Source organism: Frankia sp. ACN1ag, from assembly GCF_001414035.1.
GTDB classification, from domain to species: Bacteria; Actinomycetota; Actinomycetes; order Frankiales; family Frankiaceae; genus Frankia; species Frankia torreyi.
This window is the reverse complement of record NZ_LJPA01000006.1, coordinates 64,122-83,664: the sequence shown is the minus strand read 5'-3', so window position 1 is coordinate 83,664 and position 19,543 is coordinate 64,122. Positions and strand designations below refer to the sequence as shown.

Below are 19,543 nucleotides of genomic sequence, written 5' to 3'. Positions count from 1 at the left end.
GGCTCCCGGTCGTCGTTCCCGGCGGTGATCGCCGCTGCGGGGCGGNGGGCCGGTGCATGNCGCGGCCCGACGTCGTCCCCACTCCGATCGCCGGTCCGTGGCGGTGATGCGCGGTCCGTCCATTCGGACGCGCCGTTCTAGAGTGGCACGTCCCGTCCCGAGGTCCGACGACCGGGCCGACGACCGGGCCACGTCGGCGCCTACTGTTTGAGCCGTGGCTGCGTTCAGAAGTGATCTACGCGAATACGTGCGGCACGTGCGGACGCTGCGGGCCGCCCGGGAGACCTCGGCCCGTTCGTTCGTCGCAGGACTGCGGTACCCGCTCGCCCACAAGCAGCCGATCTGGCTCGGCTCGCCGACCGTCATCGAGGGTCGGGAGCGCATCGAGTTCGCCGAGGGCGCGGCGCTGCGGGTCGGCCTCGGCGGGTTCGGCCTGTCGACCAAGCGCGACACCTCGATCATCCGGGTGCATCCGGAGGGCCGGCTGCGCTGCGAGGGGGTCGTCTCGCTGCAGCGGGGCGTGCGGGTCGTCGTCGACTCCGGCGTGCTGGAACTGGGCCCCGGCGCGAACGTCAACGGGTTCGCCAAGATCCTCGTCCGGGAACGGATCTCCATCGGGGCCTACTGCAACGTCTCGTGGAACACCCAGCTTCTCGACAACGACTTCCATCCCATGGTCGTCGACGGTGTCGAGCAGCCGGTGAGCGGACCGATCGTGCTGGAGGACCGGGCCTGGATCGGGACCGGCGCGATCGTCCTCAAGGGTGTCACCGTCGGCGAGAGCGCGGTGGTGGCGGCGGGCTCGGTGGTCACCCGCGACGTCCCACCGAAGGCCGTCGTCGCCGGGTCACCGGCAAAGGTCGTCGGCCACATCGACTCCTGGCGCTGAGGCACGAGCTCGCGGGCCGAGGCACGAACTCGCGGGCTGGGACGTGGGCTCGCGGGCTGAGACGTGGGCTCGCGGTGCCGAGCGGTGGGCGCCCGGCCTGAGGCGTGCGGCCTGAGGCGGGCCTACCACGGACACCGCCGGACTGTGACTCGAGTCTCGGGGGAACACTGCGGACGGTGACCTGCGGCACGCCAGAAGGCACTTTGCCACCGTCCGCGACCAGGGCCGATGTGCGGATACNCGGGCAGTCAACCGAGCGGGGGTGTCCGTAGCATGACAGCACCTTCGTCCGATGGGACCGTGCAGAGCTTGGGTGACTCCGTGGATTCGACCGCAGCGGCCCGCGCCGCCACCGCGCCCGCCCCGGCCGTGATCCCCGACGGGACCCGCTTTCGGCCGTGGCGCATCCTGCGCACCGCGCCCCCCACCGTCTGGGCGATCACCCTGCTGTTCACGGCGNTGCTGGCGGGCTGGTCGGTGATGATGCCGCAGTACCACGCGCCCGACGAGCCCAATCACGTCGACGCCGTGATGCGCCTGGTGGAGGGCAAAGGCTGGCCCCATCCGGGGCACGTGATCGTGACTCGCGGCGGGGTCGGCGCGATCATGGCGGCGCCTTACGGCTCCGACAAGCGGCCGCGTGACCTCTCCGCGGGGCCCTTCACCGCCGCGCGGGCGACGCCCCGCGACGAGCGGCCGAGCTGGGAGGAACTGGAGCGGACGCCTGCGCCCAGGGGCGGCATCCAGCAGATCGTCCAGCACCCGCCGCTGTACTACTGGGTCAACGCGGTGATCCTCAAGGCGATCCCGGGCGGCGGCGACAACCTGCGCTGGGACGAGATCATCGGCATCCTGCGCCTGGTCAGCGCGGCGATGGTGGCCCCGCTGCCGCTGCTGGCCTGGGCGGGGGCGCACCGGCTGTCCGACGGCAGCCGGGTGGCGGGGACCTGCGCGGCACTGGTCCCNCTGGCCATCCCGGAGCTGGCCCACATCGGCTCCAGCGTCAACAACGACAACCTGCTGGTCCTGACCGCCGGGCTGGCGACCGTGAGCATCGTCTACGTGCTGCGCGGGGACACCTCACTGCGCACGGCGGCCTGGACGGGTGGCTTCGTCGGCCTCGCCCTGATGACGAAATCGCTGGCGATCGTGCTGGTCCCGATGGNCGCGCTGGCCTACGTGCTGGCCTGGTCCCGGGCCCGGCGGGACGCCCGCGCGCTGCGGGCGCGCGCGCCCGCGGCGGACCCGGCCGGCACGCCCCCACCCAGGGCGAGCACCGGCCGCGGCGCGGCGAGCACCGGCGGCGGTCGGGCCGACATCCGGCCGTTCCGGCTCGCCGACGCGGGACCCGCCGGGCCCTCGGCCGCCGCGCAGCGACCGCCCTGGCGGCAGATCCTGCTCGGCGGGGCGATCATGGTCGCCCTGGGCGGCTGGTGGTGGATCGTCAACGTCGTGCGCTGGGGGGCCTTCCAGCCGGAGACGCCCGGCTTCCCGCTGGGCCAGTACCTCGGCGACGACTGGGGCGCCTACCGGGAGATCCTGATCAACGGGACGATCCTGCGCTGGTGGGGATCGTTCGGTTGGTTCGAGGTCAACCTCACGACCGTCCCGGTCCGCACCGGCACCGCCCTGGTCATCTTCTTCTTCGCACTCGCGCTGATCCGGGCCCGCAACTGGCGTATCCGGGTCGACCTGCTGCTCCTGCTGTGGGTCACGTGGGGCCTGTTCGGGCTGATGGCGGTGCAGTCCGCCAAGAACTTCGACAAGCAGTTCCACGTCAGCGGCATCTCCGGCCGATACCTGTACGCCGGGCTGGTGTCGCTGGCGATCGGCATCGGTCTGGGGGCGGCGGCCACCGGCCGGTACCTGTCGCGGGTCATGCCGCTGCTGTTCCTCGCGGGCGCGGTCACCCTGCAGGTCTGGTCGATCAGCATGGTGTTCCCGCACTTCTGGCGGCCGGAGGACGGCGATCTCGGCGACGCGTGGGACGACATGACGGCCTGGTCGCCGTGGTCGGAGGGGACGCTGGTCCTCATCGCCGTCGCGGTGTGCGCGCTCGCGGTGGCGACCCTGGTCGGCTGCCTGTGGGTGCTGGTCATCGGCGAGCGCGACGCCCGCCCGTCCCGGCCCGGCCGCGGGGTCGTCCTGACGGACTCCCGGACCCAGGGGCTGCGGGAGGCTGCCCGCAACCGCGCGGCCCGGCTGCACCGGGACACCCTGGCGAGCGGGCAGCCCCGGCCCGACGGGCCCGAGGGCGCGCAGCCGACTTCCCTACCGGCACCCGGCGGCCCACCGGCGCCGAGTACCGAGGCCGACGAGGCCGCCAAGACCGACGAGACCGCCAAGACCGACGAGGCCAACGAGGCCGACGGCGCTCGCCACCCGCAACCACGCTGACCCGCCGAATCCGGGACGATGCCGGCATAGGCTTCGTTATGCACTGCACAGCGTGCACGCTCACGCGCGCAGCGGCACACTGGCACGGAGCCCGGACCGACCGAGACGGCACCGGCCGGGCTCAACGGACCATGAGATGATGATCGTGCACATGAGGTCCGCGGTGTCGACCATCTCAGTTCGGGGGGGACCTTGCGCCGCAAGCGGGAGACGGGCAGGGCGCGGGGGACGACACCCCAGCCCGCACCGCCGCCCGACCAGGGCCCGGCCGTCGAGCCTGGACCCGCCGCGGTACTGTTCCCGCCCACACCCGCCGGGGGAACATCGCCTCAGTCCGCGGCGCCCGCCACGCCGGCAGCCCCCAGGCCGGCGCCCCACGACTCGCTGCCCCACGACTCGCTGCTGTCCCACGACTCGCTCCTGCCCCACGACCCGCTCCTGCCCCAGGACCAGTCGCTGCCTCAGGACCCGCTGCGGCACGCCGCCCTGGCCGCCGCGACCGGGCTCGCGAGCGCCGCCAGCGCGGGATCCGCTGGCGCGCCCGGCGCGCCATCCCCGCCGCCGAGCGGCACGCAGGCCGAGCCGCATGGCCCGGTGAGCCACCCGTCTGCGGCCGGCGGGGCTGCGGCGGGTGGGTCGGGACCGGGCGGCCCGGTCGCGCCGCTCGACCGCGACGACCCGCGGGAACTCATCCACGTCGAGCTGCTGGGCCGGCTCGGCGAGGGTGGGATGGGCACCGTCTACCTCGGGCGGGGCCGCCCCGGAGTGACCGGGTACGCGGGCCGGCTCGTCGCGGTCAAGGTGATCCGGCCGGACCTGGCTCGGGTGCCCGAGTTCCGGGCCCGGTTCCGGCGCGAGGCGGACATCGCCCGCCGGGTGGCCCGGTTCTGCACCGCGGAGGTGCTCGACGTCGTCGACCCTCCGGGCGGGCTGCCCTACCTCGTCACCGAGTACATCGATGGGCTGACCCTCGCCCAGAGCGTGGCCGCGGAGGGCCCGCTGCGCTCGGCCGATCTGGAACGCCTCGCGGTGAGCGTCGCGGCGGCGCTGACGTCCATCCACGGCGCGGGTCTCGTGCACCGCGACCTCAAGCCGTCCAACGTGCTGCTGTCCTCCCTCGGCCCGCGGGTGATCGACTTCGGGATCGCGCGGGCGCTGGACGCCCAGACGATGCTGAGCCAGGAGATCCAGCGGGTCGGCACCCCGGCGTTCATGGCACCCGAGCAGGCCAACGGCGAACCCGTCTCGGCCGCGGCGGACGTGTTCGCCTGGGGCGGGCTGGTCACCTACGCGGGGACCGGGTCGTTTCCCTTCGGCGACGGCCCGACACCGGTCCAGCTCTATCGGGTCGTGCACCGCGAGCCGCTGCTCGACGGCCTCGACCCGGCGCTTCGCCCGATCGTCGAGGAGGCGATGCGCAAGGATCCGGCCGCCCGGCCGACCGCGCAGGAGCTGTTCCTGCGTCTGGTGGGGATGGGGCCCTCGACCCATCCTGATCCGGACGTGACCCGCGTCATCCGGTCCGGGGCGCCGATGCTGGCCCCACCCCAGCGTGTCGGGGCGGAGGGCAACGGATCGCCGCCGGGTGCCGAGCCGGGGGTGCGGCCCCGGCCTGCCGATCCGGCTCGGCCCGGGACCTCCCCCGACCATGCCGCTGACCATGCCGCCGGCGAGGCGGCGCAGGGGGGGCGTGGCGGCCCCGCCGCACGCGCCGACCTCGGCGCCGCAGGAGCGTGGCCGCCGCCGGCCGATCGGGACCAGACGCCGCCCGCCGCCGGCCCCGGCCACCATGCCCGGGCCGTCGGCGACCCGGAGCGGGGCGGTCCCGACGCCGGCCCGGCGGGCGTGGGCGCGGCGGGCGACCTCGCCGCGCCGAGCCGGCGCCGCGGCCGGTGGGACCGGCGGCGCATCGCGCTGCTCGCCGCACCCATCCTCGCGGTACTGCTGATCGCGGCGTTGATGCCGCTGGCGCTGACCACGGGCGGCGGCCAGCGGCCGAGCCGGGAGGAGACGGCGGCCCGGGTGGCGCTGGCCGCCGAAGCCGTGCGCAACTCCGATGCGGACCTCGCCGCCCGGCTGTCGTTGGCCGCCTACCGCATCAGCCCGGTGCGCGAGGCCCGCGCCGCGCTGCGCACCTCCTTCGCCGCGGCGACCGCCAGCGTCCTCACGGGGCACACGGCGTCCGCGCTGGGCGTCGGCATCAGCCCGAACGGGCGGCTGCTCGCCTCGGCCGGCGCGGACAACCTCGTCCAGTTGTGGGACATCTCCGACCGGACGCATCCGGTGAAGCTGTCGACCCTGAACCGGCACACGTCCTGGGTCCTGGACGCGGCGTTCAGCCCGGACGGGCGGACGCTGGCCACGGTCAGCTACGACCGGTCGGCGATCCTGTGGGACATCAGCGACCCCCGCCATCCCGCCGAGCTCGCCGTGATCCTCGGGCACAACGGCTGGGTCCTCGACGCCGCGTTCAGCCCGGACGGACGGACGCTGGCGACCTCCGGCTACGACAACACCGCCCGGCTGTGGGACGTGACGGATCGGCGCCATCCCACCGCGCTGTCCGTGCTCGACCGGCACACGAGCTGGGTCAACGAAGTCGCCTTCAGCCCCGACGGCCACCTGCTGGCCACCGCGAGCGCCGACCGGACCGCCCGGCTGTGGGACATCACCGATCCGCGCCGGCCGCGGCCGCTGGCGGCGATCACCGCGCACACCGACTACGTGTGGGCGGTGGCGTTCAGTCCAGACGGGCGGCGGTTGGCCACCGGCGCCTACGACGGCACGGCCCGCATCTGGGACATCACCGACCCGTCGCGCCCGGCGGCCACCGCGTCCTTCCCCGCCGACGAGAAGTGGGTGTTCGACCTGGCCTTCAGCCCGGACGGCAGGACGCTGGCCACCGCGGGCTGGGACACCACCGTGCACCTGTGGGACGTCTCCGGCACCGGCCGCCCGGCGTCGGTCGGCACGATCAGCGGGCACGGCGACTGGATCCAGGCCCTGGCGTGGACACCGGATGGCAATGGCATCGCCACCGCCAGCGACGACTACACCGTGCGGATCAGCCGCATCGACGATGCCAGCCTCATCGCCGCCGCCTGCGCCGACCCGTCGAAACAGATCGACGATGCCGAATGGCAGCGGCACATCGCGGACGTCCCCTACCAGCCGGTCTGCTGACAGCCGGTCTGCTGACGACGGGCCCGATCCTCAGGGCCGGGAGTGGCCGAGGACGTTCACGACGTTGCCGTCCGGATCCCGGACGAAGAACCGGCGCACCCCCCAAGGCTCGTCGGTGAGCGGGTAGATGATGTCGGCACCGGCGGCGAGAGCCGCGGCATGGGCGGCGTCGACGTCGTCGACCTCGACCGAGACGGCCGGGACGGCCGGCGCGGTCAGATCGTGAGTCAGCAGGCTGAGCTGCGGTCCCGGTCGATCGGGATCGCTCAGCGTCACGACCCACCCATGGTCCATAACCGGCTCAAGCCCGAGGACGGCCGCGTAGAAGCGCCGGGAGGCCGGCAGGGACCGGGACGGCAGGTCGGCGACGATCCGGAGCACAGCCATGATCCACCTCGGGGGAGGACAGCGACAGGGGCGACCTCATGATGGCAGCCGCACCGTGGCGCGGCTTTGGCGAAGACCGTCAGGTCCGCGCCAGCCGGGCGGCGTCCATCGACTTTCAACCATCCGCCGGTCGTTCCTGGCGCATTGCTGGAGGTTGATGGCCGTCGACCCGACCTGGATCGTCACCAACCTCCTGCAATCACCCGTCCAGGATCGGGGCCGTCCAGGATCGGGGAGGCCATGGGCCTACCCGCGCGGGGGGCCGTCCGGATCGTTCGGGCCACCCCGCGGCGAGGCACTCGGCCGGCGACGCAGGGCGGGCAGGGCGGTGCGGCCGGTGCCGGTGTCGGCGATCCGGGTCTGCACCCGCGCCAGCCGTTCCTGCCCGGTCGGGCTCAGCCGGGACCGCAGCGCCGAGCCGGCGATCCGGGCGACCTGCATGAGCTTCGGTTCGTCGGCGTCGGCGGCCGCCCGGTGGCCGTGGACGGCGCGCTCGGCGTCCTCGGCCTCGCGCCGGCGCAGCTCGGCGAGCTCGTGCTCCAACTGGCCGATGCGGTGCAGGTGCTCCAGTTCGACCGCGGCAAGCCGACTGCGCTCGTCGTCGAGCCGGGCCCACTCCCGCTGCCGCGCACGGGCCACCGCCGCCGCCGCGTCCTGCAACCGCAGCACGTGCAGGTACAGGTCGACGCGATTGCGCTCCATCCGGGACAGCAGGCGGTTGGAGACCCAGGGCGTCAGCAGGTCGGCGATCTGGCGTGCCCACGGCGCCCGACGGTCGACGATCACGCCCAGGCCGAAGATCGGCGCGACTGTGAAGAACCGCAGGTCGGCGTGTTCGGCGACGAAGTCCTCGATCGCCGTGCGCACCCCGTTGCCCGGGCCCCCCTCGGTCAGCGCCCAGGCAAACGCCCCCATCCCGCGAAAGCCGCCGCGGACCACGCCGGGATCGTCGATCTCGACGCCGACGTCCCACGAGTGCGGCTGGCGGGCGTCCGCGGGCACCCGGTCCGGGTTGTAGTACTGGTCGCGCCGCCCCGCCGGCCAGCCGACGTCGTGCAGGACCACCAGCGGGAAGTACGAGCGGCTGAACCGGGCGACCGCGTCGGCGATCGCCGTGAGCTCGCCGCGCACGGTGGCGTAGTTGTGATCCCCGTCGATGAGGTAGGCGTCGGTCGGCGCGTGGTCGTCGAGGGCCTGCGGGCTGTAACCGCGGATGACCTGCACGTCGAGCCCGCCGCCGGCAGCCGGCGCCACCCCCGGGTTCGGGTCGACGACGACGAGCCGACCACCGCCCCCGCGGCGCAGCAGGTCGACGAGCAGGGAGGTGGTGACCCCGCTCTCCGAGCCGATCTCCGCCACGCTGCGCGCGCCGGACGCCTCGATCAGCGGCACCCAGATCTCCCGCAGGTCGGACAGGGAGTGCAGCAGCAACGGCGCCAGCGTCGGCTCGGCGGCGTCGCCCACGTCGAGGGCGTGGTCGCCCTGGCGGGCGAGGCCGAACCCGGGGCCCGTCCCGCCACGATCGGCCCCGCCGAGATCGGCCCCAGTGAGGTCGGCCCCGGCGGGACCGCTACCGGTGAGGCCGCTACCGGCCAGATCGGTCCCGACGGGGTCGCCGCCAGCGCGGTCGCTGGCGGCGGCGATGGCCGCGAGCTCGGCGAAGCTGTCCCGGACGGCACCGTGCTCCTCCGGATCAACCGACCCGGTCCCGGCCGTGGGACCGGTCTCGGCGACGGCGTGCGTCGCCACGTCGGTCGCCGACGCCACCGAGGAGACCGCCACCGCGGACGGGGATGGGCCGGGCTGGCGGGACGGGCCGCCGCGAACCTCGAACGGGCCCCGGACCGCGGGCTCGCCCGGCTCTGCGCCCTCGCCCGGGGCGCCCGGGGCGTCGGCACCGTCGAGCGGTCCGATGGCGGCGGGTTCGGGGTCCCGCTGGTCGGTCACCGCAGTCCTCCGAGCTCGCGCCGGATCTTGCGGGCCGCCCGGACGGGGAGCCCGTCCCGGGCCGGGCCGGCGGCGGGCAGGATCAGCGAGTCGCCCCGGATGCCCATCCAGCCGAAGGCCATCTCGACGTCGAGGGCGTAGACCCCGGCGAGATGCGGCTGGGAGGCGAGGTCGATCGTGTAGACGAACTGGGGGTCGTCGCCGAGGATCTCCACCAGGTTCGACTGGAGCAGCCGCAGGCCGATGAGCGCGAGCTGCTGGGCGGGGTCGTCCAGCGAGGTGATGGTCACCTTGTAGGGCTCGGCGATGTTGTTGATGTGGAACGACAGCGTCAGCCAGTCCAGCCGCAGCAGCCCGCGCCGGCCGGCCGGGTCGATGCGGATGCGGCGGGCGCCGACGGCCTCCAGGCTGAGCCGGACGAGCGACAGCCCGTCGCGGGCCGACCGGGTCAGCGCCGTCTCCTTCACCCCGTTGACGAAGTCGGCCCCGGTGTCGACGTAGACCTCGACGGGGCCGGCGGCGGCCTCCGGCGAGACCTCCTCCGGCGGGACGCCGGCAGCCGCGGCCAGCCCGCTGATGACGGCGAGCGGCCGGTTCGCGACGCCGGCGACGCCCGCGGGCCAGTACAGCTCCCGCATGGAGATGCGGTCGATGTCGGCCGGGGTGAGATAGGGCATCCGGCGCACGAGCTCCGGCGGCAGCAGACCCTCGGTGGCGTCGGAGCCGAAGTTGTCGTCGTGGGCCCAGGAGCCGAACGCGGCGGCCTCGGTGGCGGTGGGGCGGGCGACGAACCGGGTCAGCGTGCGCAGCCCGGCGCGGCGCGCCNCGGCGGAGACCAGCGACGGCATCGGGGTCTCCGAGCGCCGGTAACGCAGCCATTCCCGCTGGAAGGCGAGGATGCCGTCCTGCACCGCGGCACGCTGGGCGACCTGGGTGCGTGAGGTCCGGTCGATGCTGAGGACCGGGTTGCTCATCTCGTCGAACGAGACCAGCGACCCGACGTCGGGCATGCAGAGCTGCTCGAGCACCTCGGGGCTGCGCATGAGCTGGTTGGCCATCGTCTCCGGCTGGCCACCGGAGGCCACGTAGCCCTCCAGCTCCATACCGGCGAGCCGGTGGCTCATCGCCGCCTGGTTCGTCGCCAGGTACAGGCCGAGGATGTCCAGCTTGCGGCCGGTGGAGGCCAGCAGGCGGGTGAGCAGCGCCTGAATGGTGCCGCCCCAGCCCAGGTCGAGGAAGACGACCCGGCCGGTCTCCGGGAGCTGGCTGTCGAGGTAGCGCACGTAGCGCTCGCGCAGCCGGGTGGCGGTCAGCACGATCTCGCTGCGGATCCGCTCGTCCGAGCAGAGCTCTTCGAGGGTGTCGTCGAGCAGGCCCGGCACGTCGAGGCGCCGGTCGGCCAGCGCGGAGATGCCGGCGACGTGCTCCAGCCGGACACCGAGCTGGCGCAGCAGCTGGCCGACGCTCGGCGCGTGCCGGCGGACCAGGAAGCTCTTCAGCTCCTCCGGGCTGCCCTCGAACACGTTGGACAGCGCACACACCTGCCGGGACGCCCACATCGTCGACACGGAGATGCCGACGTCCTCGCCCGGGTCGACGAGCAGGCGGGACAGGAAGTCCCCCTCCCGCATCAGGCAGTGGATGTGGTCGGCGCCGAAGTCCCGTGCCCGCTCCACCGCCCATTCGGCGAAACCGGCGAAGACCGGGCCGAACACGGTGGCCCCGGTCTCCCAGTAGCGGCGCAGTCCGGCGGGCACGGCGAGGGCGTCCGCGCGGTGCAGCGTCCGGGCGCGCAGGGCGGTCATCCCGAAGTCGCCGTCGACCGGGTCGATGGGGACGTCGTCGCTGGGCTGGTTACGAAGTCCCTCCAGGTCGAGGGTCTGCCGCAGCGATCCGGCGTACTTGGGGTAGTGGATGGCGACGAGCCCGTGCTCACGGGCGCCCTCGACGTCGGCGACGGGATGGTCGCCGAGGTGAACCACCCGGGACGGCTGGAGACTGGACGCGGCCAGCATGTGCTGGAACAGCCCGTCGCTCTTCGAGGTCCCGGCATCGGAGGAGGTGAAGATCCGGGTGAACTGCACCCCCGAGAGCTCCGGCCGGTTCAGCAGCCGTTCGAGCTGGCTGGCGGAGAAGTAGGTGTCCGACAGCAGGTACACCGGCAGGCCGAGTTTGGTCATGGCGAGCTCGGCGAGCTCGACCACGGCGAGGTCGGCCCGGCACAGTTCGCGTTCGACCGCGACCTCGGCGTCGATCAGGTCCTGCACCCCGGCGGTCCCCGGCAGCGCGGGCGCCAGCACCTGCCAGATCTCGTCCAGGCGCACCTCGTGGGTGCCGCGGGCGTCATGGGCGTGCATCCGCGCCACATGCTCGGCGTGCACGCGCAGCCGGGCGAACTCTCCCGGCGAGACGCTGGGCGGCAGGTGGCCGGCGTCGGCGAGCCGGTGGCCCAGCAGTACAAACGCGTGGGTGGGTTCGGGCACCATGCGCCACAACAAGGTGTCGAAGACATCGAGAGTCAGGGCCTGTGCCCCGCCCGACTCCAGATGCGACCACACTTCGCGTAGTCGGACGTCGGTGAACACGGCCGTCCTCTCCATGCGACCGGAACGGCCGCTCCATGCGACCGGTACGGCCGCCTCCGCCGGGTCGGCCCCGACGGCCGCCAAACGTCGGGAATCCCCCACGCGGCATCGGCCGGCCGAAGCCAGATGGACGGGTCGATACTATGAACCCCGTTCCGGGCACCGGTCACCGGACCGGGTAGCGGACCGGGTGGCGGCGCCGGCTCGGTCCGGGCACGGTACCGTCACGATTCCGCCGAGAAGCGGGCCGGTTCGCCATCGCGCTCCATCGGCCATTCACCCGCGATCGGGACAACACCCTCCGTGGGGCGCATCACCCTTCGGGGGGCGCAGCGTCCGGCGGGCGTGTCCCGGCGCTGCCCCGGCCGGGGGCGTGCCGGGCCGGAGACGGTTCTCGGTACTGTCAGATCTCTGTCGTGTCGAGTGAGGAGCGGACAGGTGCAGCTCCAGCCACGCCGTGCCGGGGACCGGCGGCCCGACCTCCGGGGGACGGGGAGGGCCGGTCATGTCACATCTGGCTGACGCTCCGCTGCCGGCGGGTACGCCGACGGCCCCGTCCCCGCATCCGGCGGGCCCCGGCCCGGGGCAGCACGCGATGGACCCGAGCCGGCTGGCCCGCCGCAGCCGGGCGCAGACGAGGGTGCGTTGGGAACTGCTACGCAATCTCATCCGCAAGGATCTGAAGGTCAAGTACAAGGGTTCCACGCTGGGCTTCGCCTGGTCGCTGGCGAACCCGATGCTCCTGCTCGTGGTGTACACGTTCGTCTTCCAGATCGTCCTCAAGTCCGGAATTCCGCGGTTCGGCATTTACCTGATGTCCGGGCTGCTGATCTGGAACGCCTTCTCGGGCAGCGTGTCCTCGGCGTGCGGCAGCGTCGTCGCGAACGCGAACCTGGTCAAGAAGGTGCGGTTCCCGCTCGCCGTACTCCCGCTGTCGGCGGTCGGGTTCGCCGCCGTGCACTTCCTGCTCCAGTTGCTCGTGCTTTTCGTGGTGATCCTGATCCTCGGCTACAACCTGATCGGCGCCGACCTGCTGCTGCTCGTGCCCGCNGGCGCCGTCGCCATCACGTTCACGGTCGCACTGTCGCTGCTGGTCAGCGCCCTCAACGTGCGCTACCGCGACACCTCCCACCTGCTCGACGTCGCCCTGCTCGCCTGGTTCTGGCTGAACCCGATGGTCTACGCCTTCGGCCTGATCCAGAACCGGCTGCACGAGTGGACCTGGGTGTACCTGCTCAACCCGATGGCAGTGGTGGTCATCACGTTCCAACGCGCGATCTACGATCCTGGGGGTGGCTCCACCGGCTCGACCCCCGTCCAGGCGGACCCGGGATACACGTTCTACCTGGAACATCTCGCCGTCGCAGGGGCGATCTCGGTCGTCCTGCTCTGGGTGGGGTTCCACGTGTTCCGCACCATGCAGGCGGACTTCGCCGAGGATCTGTAGGTGGGCTCCCGGCGGCCCGGCGACGTCGTCGTCCGCCGCCGCGAGCCCTGGAGCCAGCACGCCGACCGCGGTGCGATCATGGTGAGACGTCCGCCGGCGGCCAGCAAGGAGTTGTAGTGGCCCGACACTCGTCCGCGTACCAGCGCGGTGCGGCCTCCCCGCCGTGGGGGCGGCGTCCCGCGGCCCCGCGTGGCCCGGTCGACGGCGCCGCGCCGGCCGGCCCCGCCGCGCTCGACCCCGCACCGCGCGACCCCACCGCGCGCGACCCCACCGCGCTCGACCCCACACCGCTCGACCTCGCCCCGCCGTCCTACCCGGAGGTCGCCGCGACGCCGCCGGGTCGGTCGGATCCCTGGGGCGTCCCCGGCGCGAACGGTGCGGCGCCGGCCGGCGGGCCCGCAGCGGTCGATCCCCTCGGTGCCCCCGAGCAGGTCGGCCCCGGCGAGGCCGTCCCCGACTCGGCGGTGGTGATCCAGGGGACCGGGGTGAGCAAGCGGTTCGTCTCGTACCACAACCGCGCGACGAGCCTGAAGGAACGGTTCGTCCGCCGCGGTGGCCCCGCCGGGGACGACTTCTGGGCGCTGCGCGACGTCGACGTGACGATCGGGCGCGGCCAGACGGTCGGGCTCGCCGGGGCGAACGGTTCAGGGAAGTCGACCCTGCTCAAGGTGCTCGCCGGCATCCTGCGCCCGACCAGCGGACAGGTCTCGGTGCAGGGCCGGATCGCGTCGCTGCTGGAACTCGGCGCCGGGTTCAACGGCGAGCTGTCCGGGCGGGACAACGTCTACCTCAACGCCTCGCTGCTCGGGCTGTCCAAGCGGGAGATCGACCGACTGTTCGACTCGATCGTCGACTTCTCCGAGCTGCGGCACAAGATCGACGACGACGTGAAGCACTACTCGTCCGGCCAGTACGTGCGCCTCGGCTTCGCCGTGGCCGTGCACGTCGATCCGGACGTGCTGCTCGTCGACGAGGTGCTCGCCGTCGGCGACGAGGCGTTCCAGCGCAAGTGCCTGGCCAAGATCGCCGAGTTCCGGGCGCAGGGGCGCACGATCCTGTTCGTCACCCACTCCCTCGACCTCATCGAGAGCATGTGTGACCGGATCCTGGTCCTGGAGTCCGGCTCGCTGATCTACGACGGCAACCCCGCCGTGGGCACGAAGCTGCTGCGGCAGAAGCTGGGCAGCCTGCCGGCCGAGGGTCCGGTGTCGTGGGAGTACGCCACCGTCCGCCCCCAGTCGGTGGCCTTCAGCCTGGATCCCGGCGGGCTGCCGATGGTGCAGTACGACCCGGGCGAGCGGCTCACGGTCAGCGTCGAGCTCGACGTCACCGAGGGCGCCCCGGAGCAGATCTATCTGCACACCTACATCGTCGGGCAGAGCGAGGTGCCCATCTGGATGATGGAGACGCCCCCCGGTGGGCTCGCCGTCGGCCCCGGGCGGCACATCGTGGACTTCTCCATCCCGCACCTACCCGAACTACTCGGGGCGTTCGCGGTCAAGGTGCACGTCTCGGACGCCACCACCGGCGCCCCGGTGACGACCCGCCGGTTCGAGGAGCTGTTCGGCGTCAGCGGCCCGCAGGCGGACGGGCTTCTCAAGGTCGACTACGAGGCGAGGCTGCGCGGATGACGGAGCGGAAGCAGACGGGAACCACCGCCGGGCCGGGCGGCGGCGCGGGGACCGAGCCGCTGGCGACCATCGTGATCGTCAACTGGAACGGGGCGCACCTGCTGCCAGCCTGCCTCGACGGCATCGCCAAGCAGGACGCGGGCTTCGCCTTCCAGACCTGGGTCGTCGACAACGCCTCCGCGGACGGCTCCCGGGAGCTGCTCGCCGAGCGTTACCCCTGGGTGCGGGTCGTGCCCTCGGACCGCAACCTCGGCTTCGCCGGCGGCAACAACCTCGCCCTGCGCCAGGTCACCACGCCGTACGCGGTGCTGGTGAACAACGACGCCGTTCCCGAACCGACGTGGCNCGCGGCCCTGCTGGGGCCGTTCGGCGAGCCCGGTGGCCAGCACCTCGGCGCCGCCACCGGCAAGGTCGTGTTCCTGCCCCGCTTCCTGCGGATGCGGCTGAGCACGCCCACCTTCGTGCCCGGCCCGCACGACTCCCGGGAGCTGGGCGTCCGGGTGTCGTCGGTGACGGTGAACGGGCGCGAGGCGCTGCGCGAGGTGCTCTGGGAGAAGCTGACCTATGGCGCCGAGGGGCCGGCGAAGGCCCCGTACTTCTGGACCCGCGGCGACGGCGAGCTGTGCGTCCCGATCCCGGACGGTGGGCCGGTCACCCTCGGATTCACCTGGGCGGCGGAGTCGGGTAAGCAGGTCGTCCTGAGCTGGGACGGCCCGACCGGTGCCGCCGACGGCGGCCGGGCCGAACTGGCCGTCGGCCGCGAGTCGACGACGGTGACGCTCACCGTCGTCGGGGAGGCCCCGCGCGTCGATGTGATCAACAACGTCGGCGGGATCGTGCTCACCGACGGCTATGGCGCGGACCGCGGCTACCAGCAGGTCGACGCCGGCCAGTTCGACCAGCCGGAGGACGTGTTCACCGCCTGCGGCAACGGGATGGCCATCCGGTCGTCGCTGGGTCACGAGCTCGGCTGGTTCGACGACGCGTTCTTCCTCTACTACGAGGACACCGACCTGTCATGGCGGATCCGGGCGCGGGGGTACACGATCCGCTACGTCCCAGGCGCGGTGCTGCGGCACATCCACTCGGCGTCGAGCGTCGAGTGGTCGCCGCTGTTCGTCTTCCACACCGACCGCAACCGGCTGCTGATGCTCACCAAGGACGCGACGGCGACGCTGGCGCTGTCCGCGGTGCTGCGCTACCCGGCGACGACCGCCTCCATCGCGGTGCGCACCCTGCGCCAGGCGTGGCGCGGCCGCAGCCGGCCGGCGCTGCGCCCGACGCTGCTGCGGCTGCGGGTGTACGGCTCGTACCTGCGGCTGCTGCCCGCGATGCTGCGGGCCCGGCGCGAGATCGGCCGCACCGCCGCCGAGCGGCGCTCGAGCCTGCAGAGCTGGCTGGTCTCCCGATGAGCGAGCTCGCGAGTGGCGCCACGGATCCCGCCGCGCCGACCACCGCGGCCGCTGCGGCCACCGCGGCCGCCACGGCCAGCGCGGCCGCCAGCGCCGACGAACGGCCGGCGCGGGGGGTGCGGGCCGCCGTCTACAACCGGTTCTGGCATTCGATGGGCGGCGGGGAACGCCACAACGGCATGATCGCCCAGGTGCTGGCGGCCGAGGGCGCGAGCGTCGACATCCTCGGGCATTCCGAGGTCGACCTCGACCAGCTCGGCAGCCATCTCGGCCTGGATCTCGCCGGCTGCCGCTATGTCCGGCTGCCGGACCGCGGTGAGGAGGCCATCGCGGCGGTGTCCGCGGGTTACGACCTGTTCGTCAACGGCTCGTACATGAGCCGCATCGCGCCGCAGTCCCGCCGCTCGGCGTACCTGTGCTTCTTCCCGACGCCCTTCGACCACGACATGGCGGCCTGGCGCAAGGCCGCGGTGCGCACCGCCGGCCCGCTGCTGCGCGGGGTGCGCCCGGCGGTCAGCTTCGGCCAGGGCTGGTACCCACCGGAGGGCGGCCGCCGCCGGCAGTGGACCTGGACGAACGGGTCGGGCATCCTCGCCGTCAGCCCGGGTGAGCGGCGCACCCTGCGCGCCGACATCGGCCGTCCGGGCGCACCGGCCGGCACGTCGCTGCGGGTCCTCGACGCGGGCGGCGGGGTGCTGGCCAAGCTGGAGATCGGCGCCGACTTCGCCCCGTTCGAGGTGCCGCTGCCGCCGACCACCGACGGCACCGAGCTCACCCTGGTCAGCGACGCGTTCTCGCCGGGCGCCGCGGACGTGCGCGAACTCGGCGTCGCGGTGAGCCGGCCGCGGGTCACCGACGGCGACGAGGGACCGATCGCCCGCCTGCCGCTGCGCTTCCCCTGGCTGCTGCGGGACCCGGCGGACCTGGCCTACCTCGACGGCTACGACGTGGTCATGGCCAACTCGCAGTTCACCCGGGGCTGGATCCGGCGGTTGTGGAAGCGCGACGCCGACGTGCTGTTCCCCCCGATCCAGGTGCAGCGGCTGCACCCGGCACCGGTCCGGGAGAAGGCCGTCGTCACCGTCGGACGGTTCTTCATGCCGGGCCTCGGGCACGCCAAGCGGCAGCTTGAGATGGTGCAGTGGTTCGGCGAGCTGTACCGCGCCGGCGACCTGCCGGGCTGGACGATGCACGTCGTCGGCGGCTGCGAGGACTCCCAACGGCCCTACCTGGAGCAGGTCCGCGCCGCCGGGGCCGGCCTGCCGGTGCAGGTTCACCCGAACGCCCCGCGGGCGCAGGTCGAGCACCTGCTGTCGACCAGCTCGGTGTTCTGGTCGGCGACCGGTTACGGCGAGGACGACCGACGCCGTCCCTGGACGGCGGAGCACTTCGGGATGACCACCGTCGAGGCGATGGCCGGCGGCTGCGTGCCGGTCGTCATCGACCGCGCCGGGCAGCGGGAGATCGTCCGGCACGGCGTCGACGGCTACCGGTGGACCGGACCGGAGCAGGTCGCCTCGTTCACCCGCCGGCTCGCCGCCGAGGACGACCTGCGCGGCCGGCTCGCGGCCGCGGCGGTCGAACGGGCCCAGACCTTCTCGGACGACGCGTTCGCCCACCAGTGGCGCGACATCGCCGACCGCCGCCGGCTCTACCAGGACTGACCGGCACCAGGACTGACCGGGACCAGGACTGACCGGGACATGGGCTGGCCGGGACGGGGGCTGGCCGGGACGGGGCAGCGCGGGAGCGACACGACAGCGGCGGGAGGCACCGGATGAGGATCGTGCTCGACGGCACGCCGCTGCTCGGGCGGCGCACCGGCGTCGGCCGCTACACCGAGCACCTGCTGGCCGGCCTCGCCCGGCTCGACACCTCCTGGGAGCTGGCGGCGACGGCGTTCACGTGGCGCGGGCTCGACGAGCTCGCCGGGAGCCTGCCGGCGGGGGTGCGCCCGGCCGCCCGCCGAGCCCCGGCGCGACTGCTCCAGGACGCCTGGATCCGCGGCGAGCAGCCGCCCGTGGAATGGCTCACCGGCGCTGCGGACATCGTGCACGGGACCAACTTCGTCCTCCCGCCGCTGCGCCACGCCCGCGGCGTGCTCACCATCCACGACCTGTCCTACCTGCGGACCCCGGACACGGTCACGGCCGCCTCCGCCCGCTACAGCGATCTCGTCCCCCGCGGGCTGCGGCGCGCCTGCGCCGTGCTCACCCCGAGCCGGGCCGTCGCCGACGAGGTGATCACCGCCTACCGGCTCGACCCGGCGCTGGTCACCCCCACCCCGCTCGGCGTCGACGACACCTGGTTCACCACCCCGGCGCCGACGGCCGCCTGGCTGCAGGCGCACGGCCTGCCCGAGCAGTACCTGCTCTTCGTCGGCTCGGTCGAACCCCGCAAGAACCTGCCGGTCCTGCTGGAGGCGGTGCGCCGGCTGCAGGCGGCGCAACTCGGCGCCCCCCCGCTGGTCCTCGTCGGACCGCCGGGGTGGGGGCCGACCCTCGACCTCGCCGGGCTGCCCGCCGGCAGCGTCATCACCGCCGGCTACCTCGACGCCGACCAGTTGCGGGCAACGGTCGCGGGCGCCAGCGTGCTGTGCTTCCCCTCCCGCTACGAGGGTTTCGGCCTACCGCCCCTGGAAGCGCTCGCCGCCGGCACCCCGGTCGTCGCCGCCGACATCCCGACCGTCCGGGAGGTCACCGGAGCCCTGGTCGACTCCGTCGCCAGCCCGGTGCGGCTGGTCCGGCAGGCCGACCGGGACTCGTTCGCCGACGACCTCGCCGAGGCGATCCTCGCCCTGCTCGCCTCCCCCGGCGACGCCGAGGCGGGCCGCGCCCACGCCCGCACCTTCACCTGGCGGCGCACCGCGGAGCTGACCGCGGCCGTCTACCGCCGGGTCGCCGAGCTTTCCTAGGGCGGCGGCGAGCAGCGCCCCGGCGACGATCGCGGCGGCCGCCAGGACCGCCAGGCCGACGCGCGGCGAGCCGGGCCCGCCCAGCGCCCAGGCGGCGCGCAGCCGGTCGGGCAGGGCGAGCGGCGCGAGGGCGGGCCGCTTCCAGGCAAGTTCCCGCCCGATGAGCACCAGCGTGCAGGCGGCCATCGCCGCGACGACGGCCAGGGTCGGCAACCCGCGCCGGCCCAGCGGCAGGGCTCGGCAGGACGCGGCGACGCCGATCGCGAGCACCGGTGCCATCGGCAGCAGATAGCGGGTGAACGACGCCCCACCGGCGGCCACGTATCCCACCAGGGTGGCGACGACGAGCAGGCAGTGCCCGGCCACCAGGAGCCAGCCGACGACCGCGCCACCACCACCACCACCGCCGCCGCTGTTGCTGCCGCCGCCACTGCCACCGCCGCTGCCACCGCCGCTGCTCGGATCGGCCGCGGACGGACTGGGGGCACCCCCTGTGGACCGGCGTCGGGCACACGCGCGCAGGGCCGCCGCGGCCAGACCGGCGCCGGTGACCACCGCGATGCCGACGGCGACCTGCTCGGCGTGACCGGTGACGAGCGTGGGCCGGCCGAAAAACCCGCGGTAGACGTACCACCACAGATCACCGTTGCGCAGCACCTGCCAGATCGAGGGGTGTGCCCCGCCGAGCGGGAACATGTCCGCGATCCGCTCGGAGGCCGTGGGATCGCCGTAGCGGCGCTGATTGCGCAGG

At 73.7% G+C, this 19,543-nt stretch carries 11 protein-coding genes and 5 pseudogenes; 12 read left to right on the top strand and 4 right to left on the bottom strand.

Annotated features, from left to right (window positions below; all coding sequences use genetic code 11):
* The first annotated feature begins 214 nt into the window (after window positions 1-214).
* The 5 genes and pseudogenes from UK82_RS06910 to UK82_RS06900 all read left to right on the top strand — a co-directional run bounded on the left by UK82_RS06910 (window position 215) and on the right by UK82_RS06900 (window position 6,469).
* A complete protein-coding gene (locus UK82_RS06910; RefSeq protein ID WP_236705601.1) occupies window positions 215-889 on the top strand; it encodes a DapH/DapD/GlmU-related protein in 675 nt (224 codons plus the stop codon).
* A 480-nt stretch (window positions 890-1,369) separates the two neighbouring features.
* Window positions 1,370-1,854: pseudogene (locus UK82_RS36310) on the top strand (hypothetical protein); the annotation flags it as partial.
* 1 nt (window position 1,855) lies between these two features.
* Window positions 1,856-2,054 (top strand): annotated as a pseudogene (locus UK82_RS36305) (hypothetical protein); the annotation flags it as partial.
* A 14-nt stretch (window positions 2,055-2,068) separates the two neighbouring features.
* A complete protein-coding gene (locus tag UK82_RS36300; RefSeq protein ID WP_236705624.1) occupies window positions 2,069-3,286 on the top strand; it encodes a hypothetical protein in 1,218 nt (405 codons plus the stop codon).
* Between the two features lie 690 nt (window positions 3,287-3,976).
* Window positions 3,977-6,469: a protein kinase domain-containing protein gene (locus UK82_RS06900; RefSeq protein WP_255354260.1), complete on the top strand. Its 2,493-nt coding sequence runs from the start codon at window positions 3,977-3,979 to the stop codon at window positions 6,467-6,469.
* Between the two features lie 30 nt (window positions 6,470-6,499).
* On the opposite strand, the gene UK82_RS06895 is transcribed toward UK82_RS06900, so the two are convergent.
* The 4 genes and pseudogenes from UK82_RS06895 to UK82_RS36295 form a co-directional block, all read right to left on the bottom strand.
* Window positions 6,500-6,856: a VOC family protein gene (locus tag UK82_RS06895; RefSeq protein ID WP_044884642.1), complete on the bottom strand. Its 357-nt coding sequence runs from the start codon at window positions 6,854-6,856 to the stop codon at window positions 6,500-6,502.
* 246 nt (window positions 6,857-7,102) lie between these two features.
* Window positions 7,103-8,803: a class I SAM-dependent methyltransferase gene (locus tag UK82_RS06890; protein WP_055406656.1), complete on the bottom strand. Its 1,701-nt coding sequence runs from the start codon at window positions 8,801-8,803 to the stop codon at window positions 7,103-7,105.
* Window positions 8,800-9,628 (bottom strand): annotated as a pseudogene (locus UK82_RS41970) (haloacid dehalogenase); the annotation flags it as partial. The gene UK82_RS06890 and the pseudogene UK82_RS41970, both read right to left, overlap by 4 nt.
* A 1-nt stretch (window position 9,629) precedes the next feature.
* Window positions 9,630-11,388: HAD-IA family hydrolase (locus UK82_RS36295; protein ID WP_313949793.1), on the bottom strand; the 1,759-nt coding region annotated here is incomplete at its 3' end.
* A 505-nt stretch (window positions 11,389-11,893) separates the two neighbouring features.
* On the opposite strand from UK82_RS36295, the pseudogene UK82_RS36290 reads away from it, so the two are divergent.
* The 7 genes and pseudogenes from UK82_RS36290 to UK82_RS31055 all read left to right on the top strand — a co-directional run.
* Window positions 11,894-12,438: pseudogene (locus UK82_RS36290) on the top strand (ABC transporter permease); the annotation flags it as partial.
* Between the two features lies 1 nt (window position 12,439).
* Window positions 12,440-12,835 (top strand): ABC transporter permease (locus UK82_RS36285; RefSeq protein ID WP_396230475.1); only part of this gene is annotated, 396 nt, incomplete at its 5' end.
* Window positions 12,836-12,951: 116 nt separating this feature from the next.
* A complete protein-coding gene (locus tag UK82_RS06875) occupies window positions 12,952-14,466 on the top strand; it encodes an ABC transporter ATP-binding protein (RefSeq protein WP_055406655.1) in 1,515 nt (504 codons plus the stop codon).
* Window positions 14,463-14,811, top strand: a pseudogene (locus UK82_RS36280) (glycosyltransferase); the annotation flags it as partial. The gene UK82_RS06875 and the pseudogene UK82_RS36280, both read left to right, overlap by 4 nt.
* Window position 14,812: 1 nt before the next feature.
* The coding region (locus UK82_RS06870; RefSeq protein ID WP_236705600.1) for a glycosyltransferase family 2 protein at window positions 14,813-15,878 on the top strand (1,066 nt) is incomplete at its 5' end.
* Window positions 15,875-17,542 carry a glycosyltransferase gene (locus UK82_RS06865; protein WP_055406653.1) on the top strand — a complete coding sequence of 556 codons (1,668 nt, stop codon included), beginning with the start codon at window positions 15,875-15,877 and terminating at the stop codon, window positions 17,540-17,542. The genes UK82_RS06870 and UK82_RS06865, both read left to right, overlap by 4 nt.
* 113 nt (window positions 17,543-17,655) lie before the next feature.
* Window positions 17,656-18,792, top strand: a complete 1,137-nt coding sequence (locus UK82_RS31055; RefSeq protein ID WP_083507078.1) for a glycosyltransferase family 1 protein — start codon at window positions 17,656-17,658, stop codon at window positions 18,790-18,792.
* Window positions 18,793-19,543 lie beyond the last annotated feature (751 nt).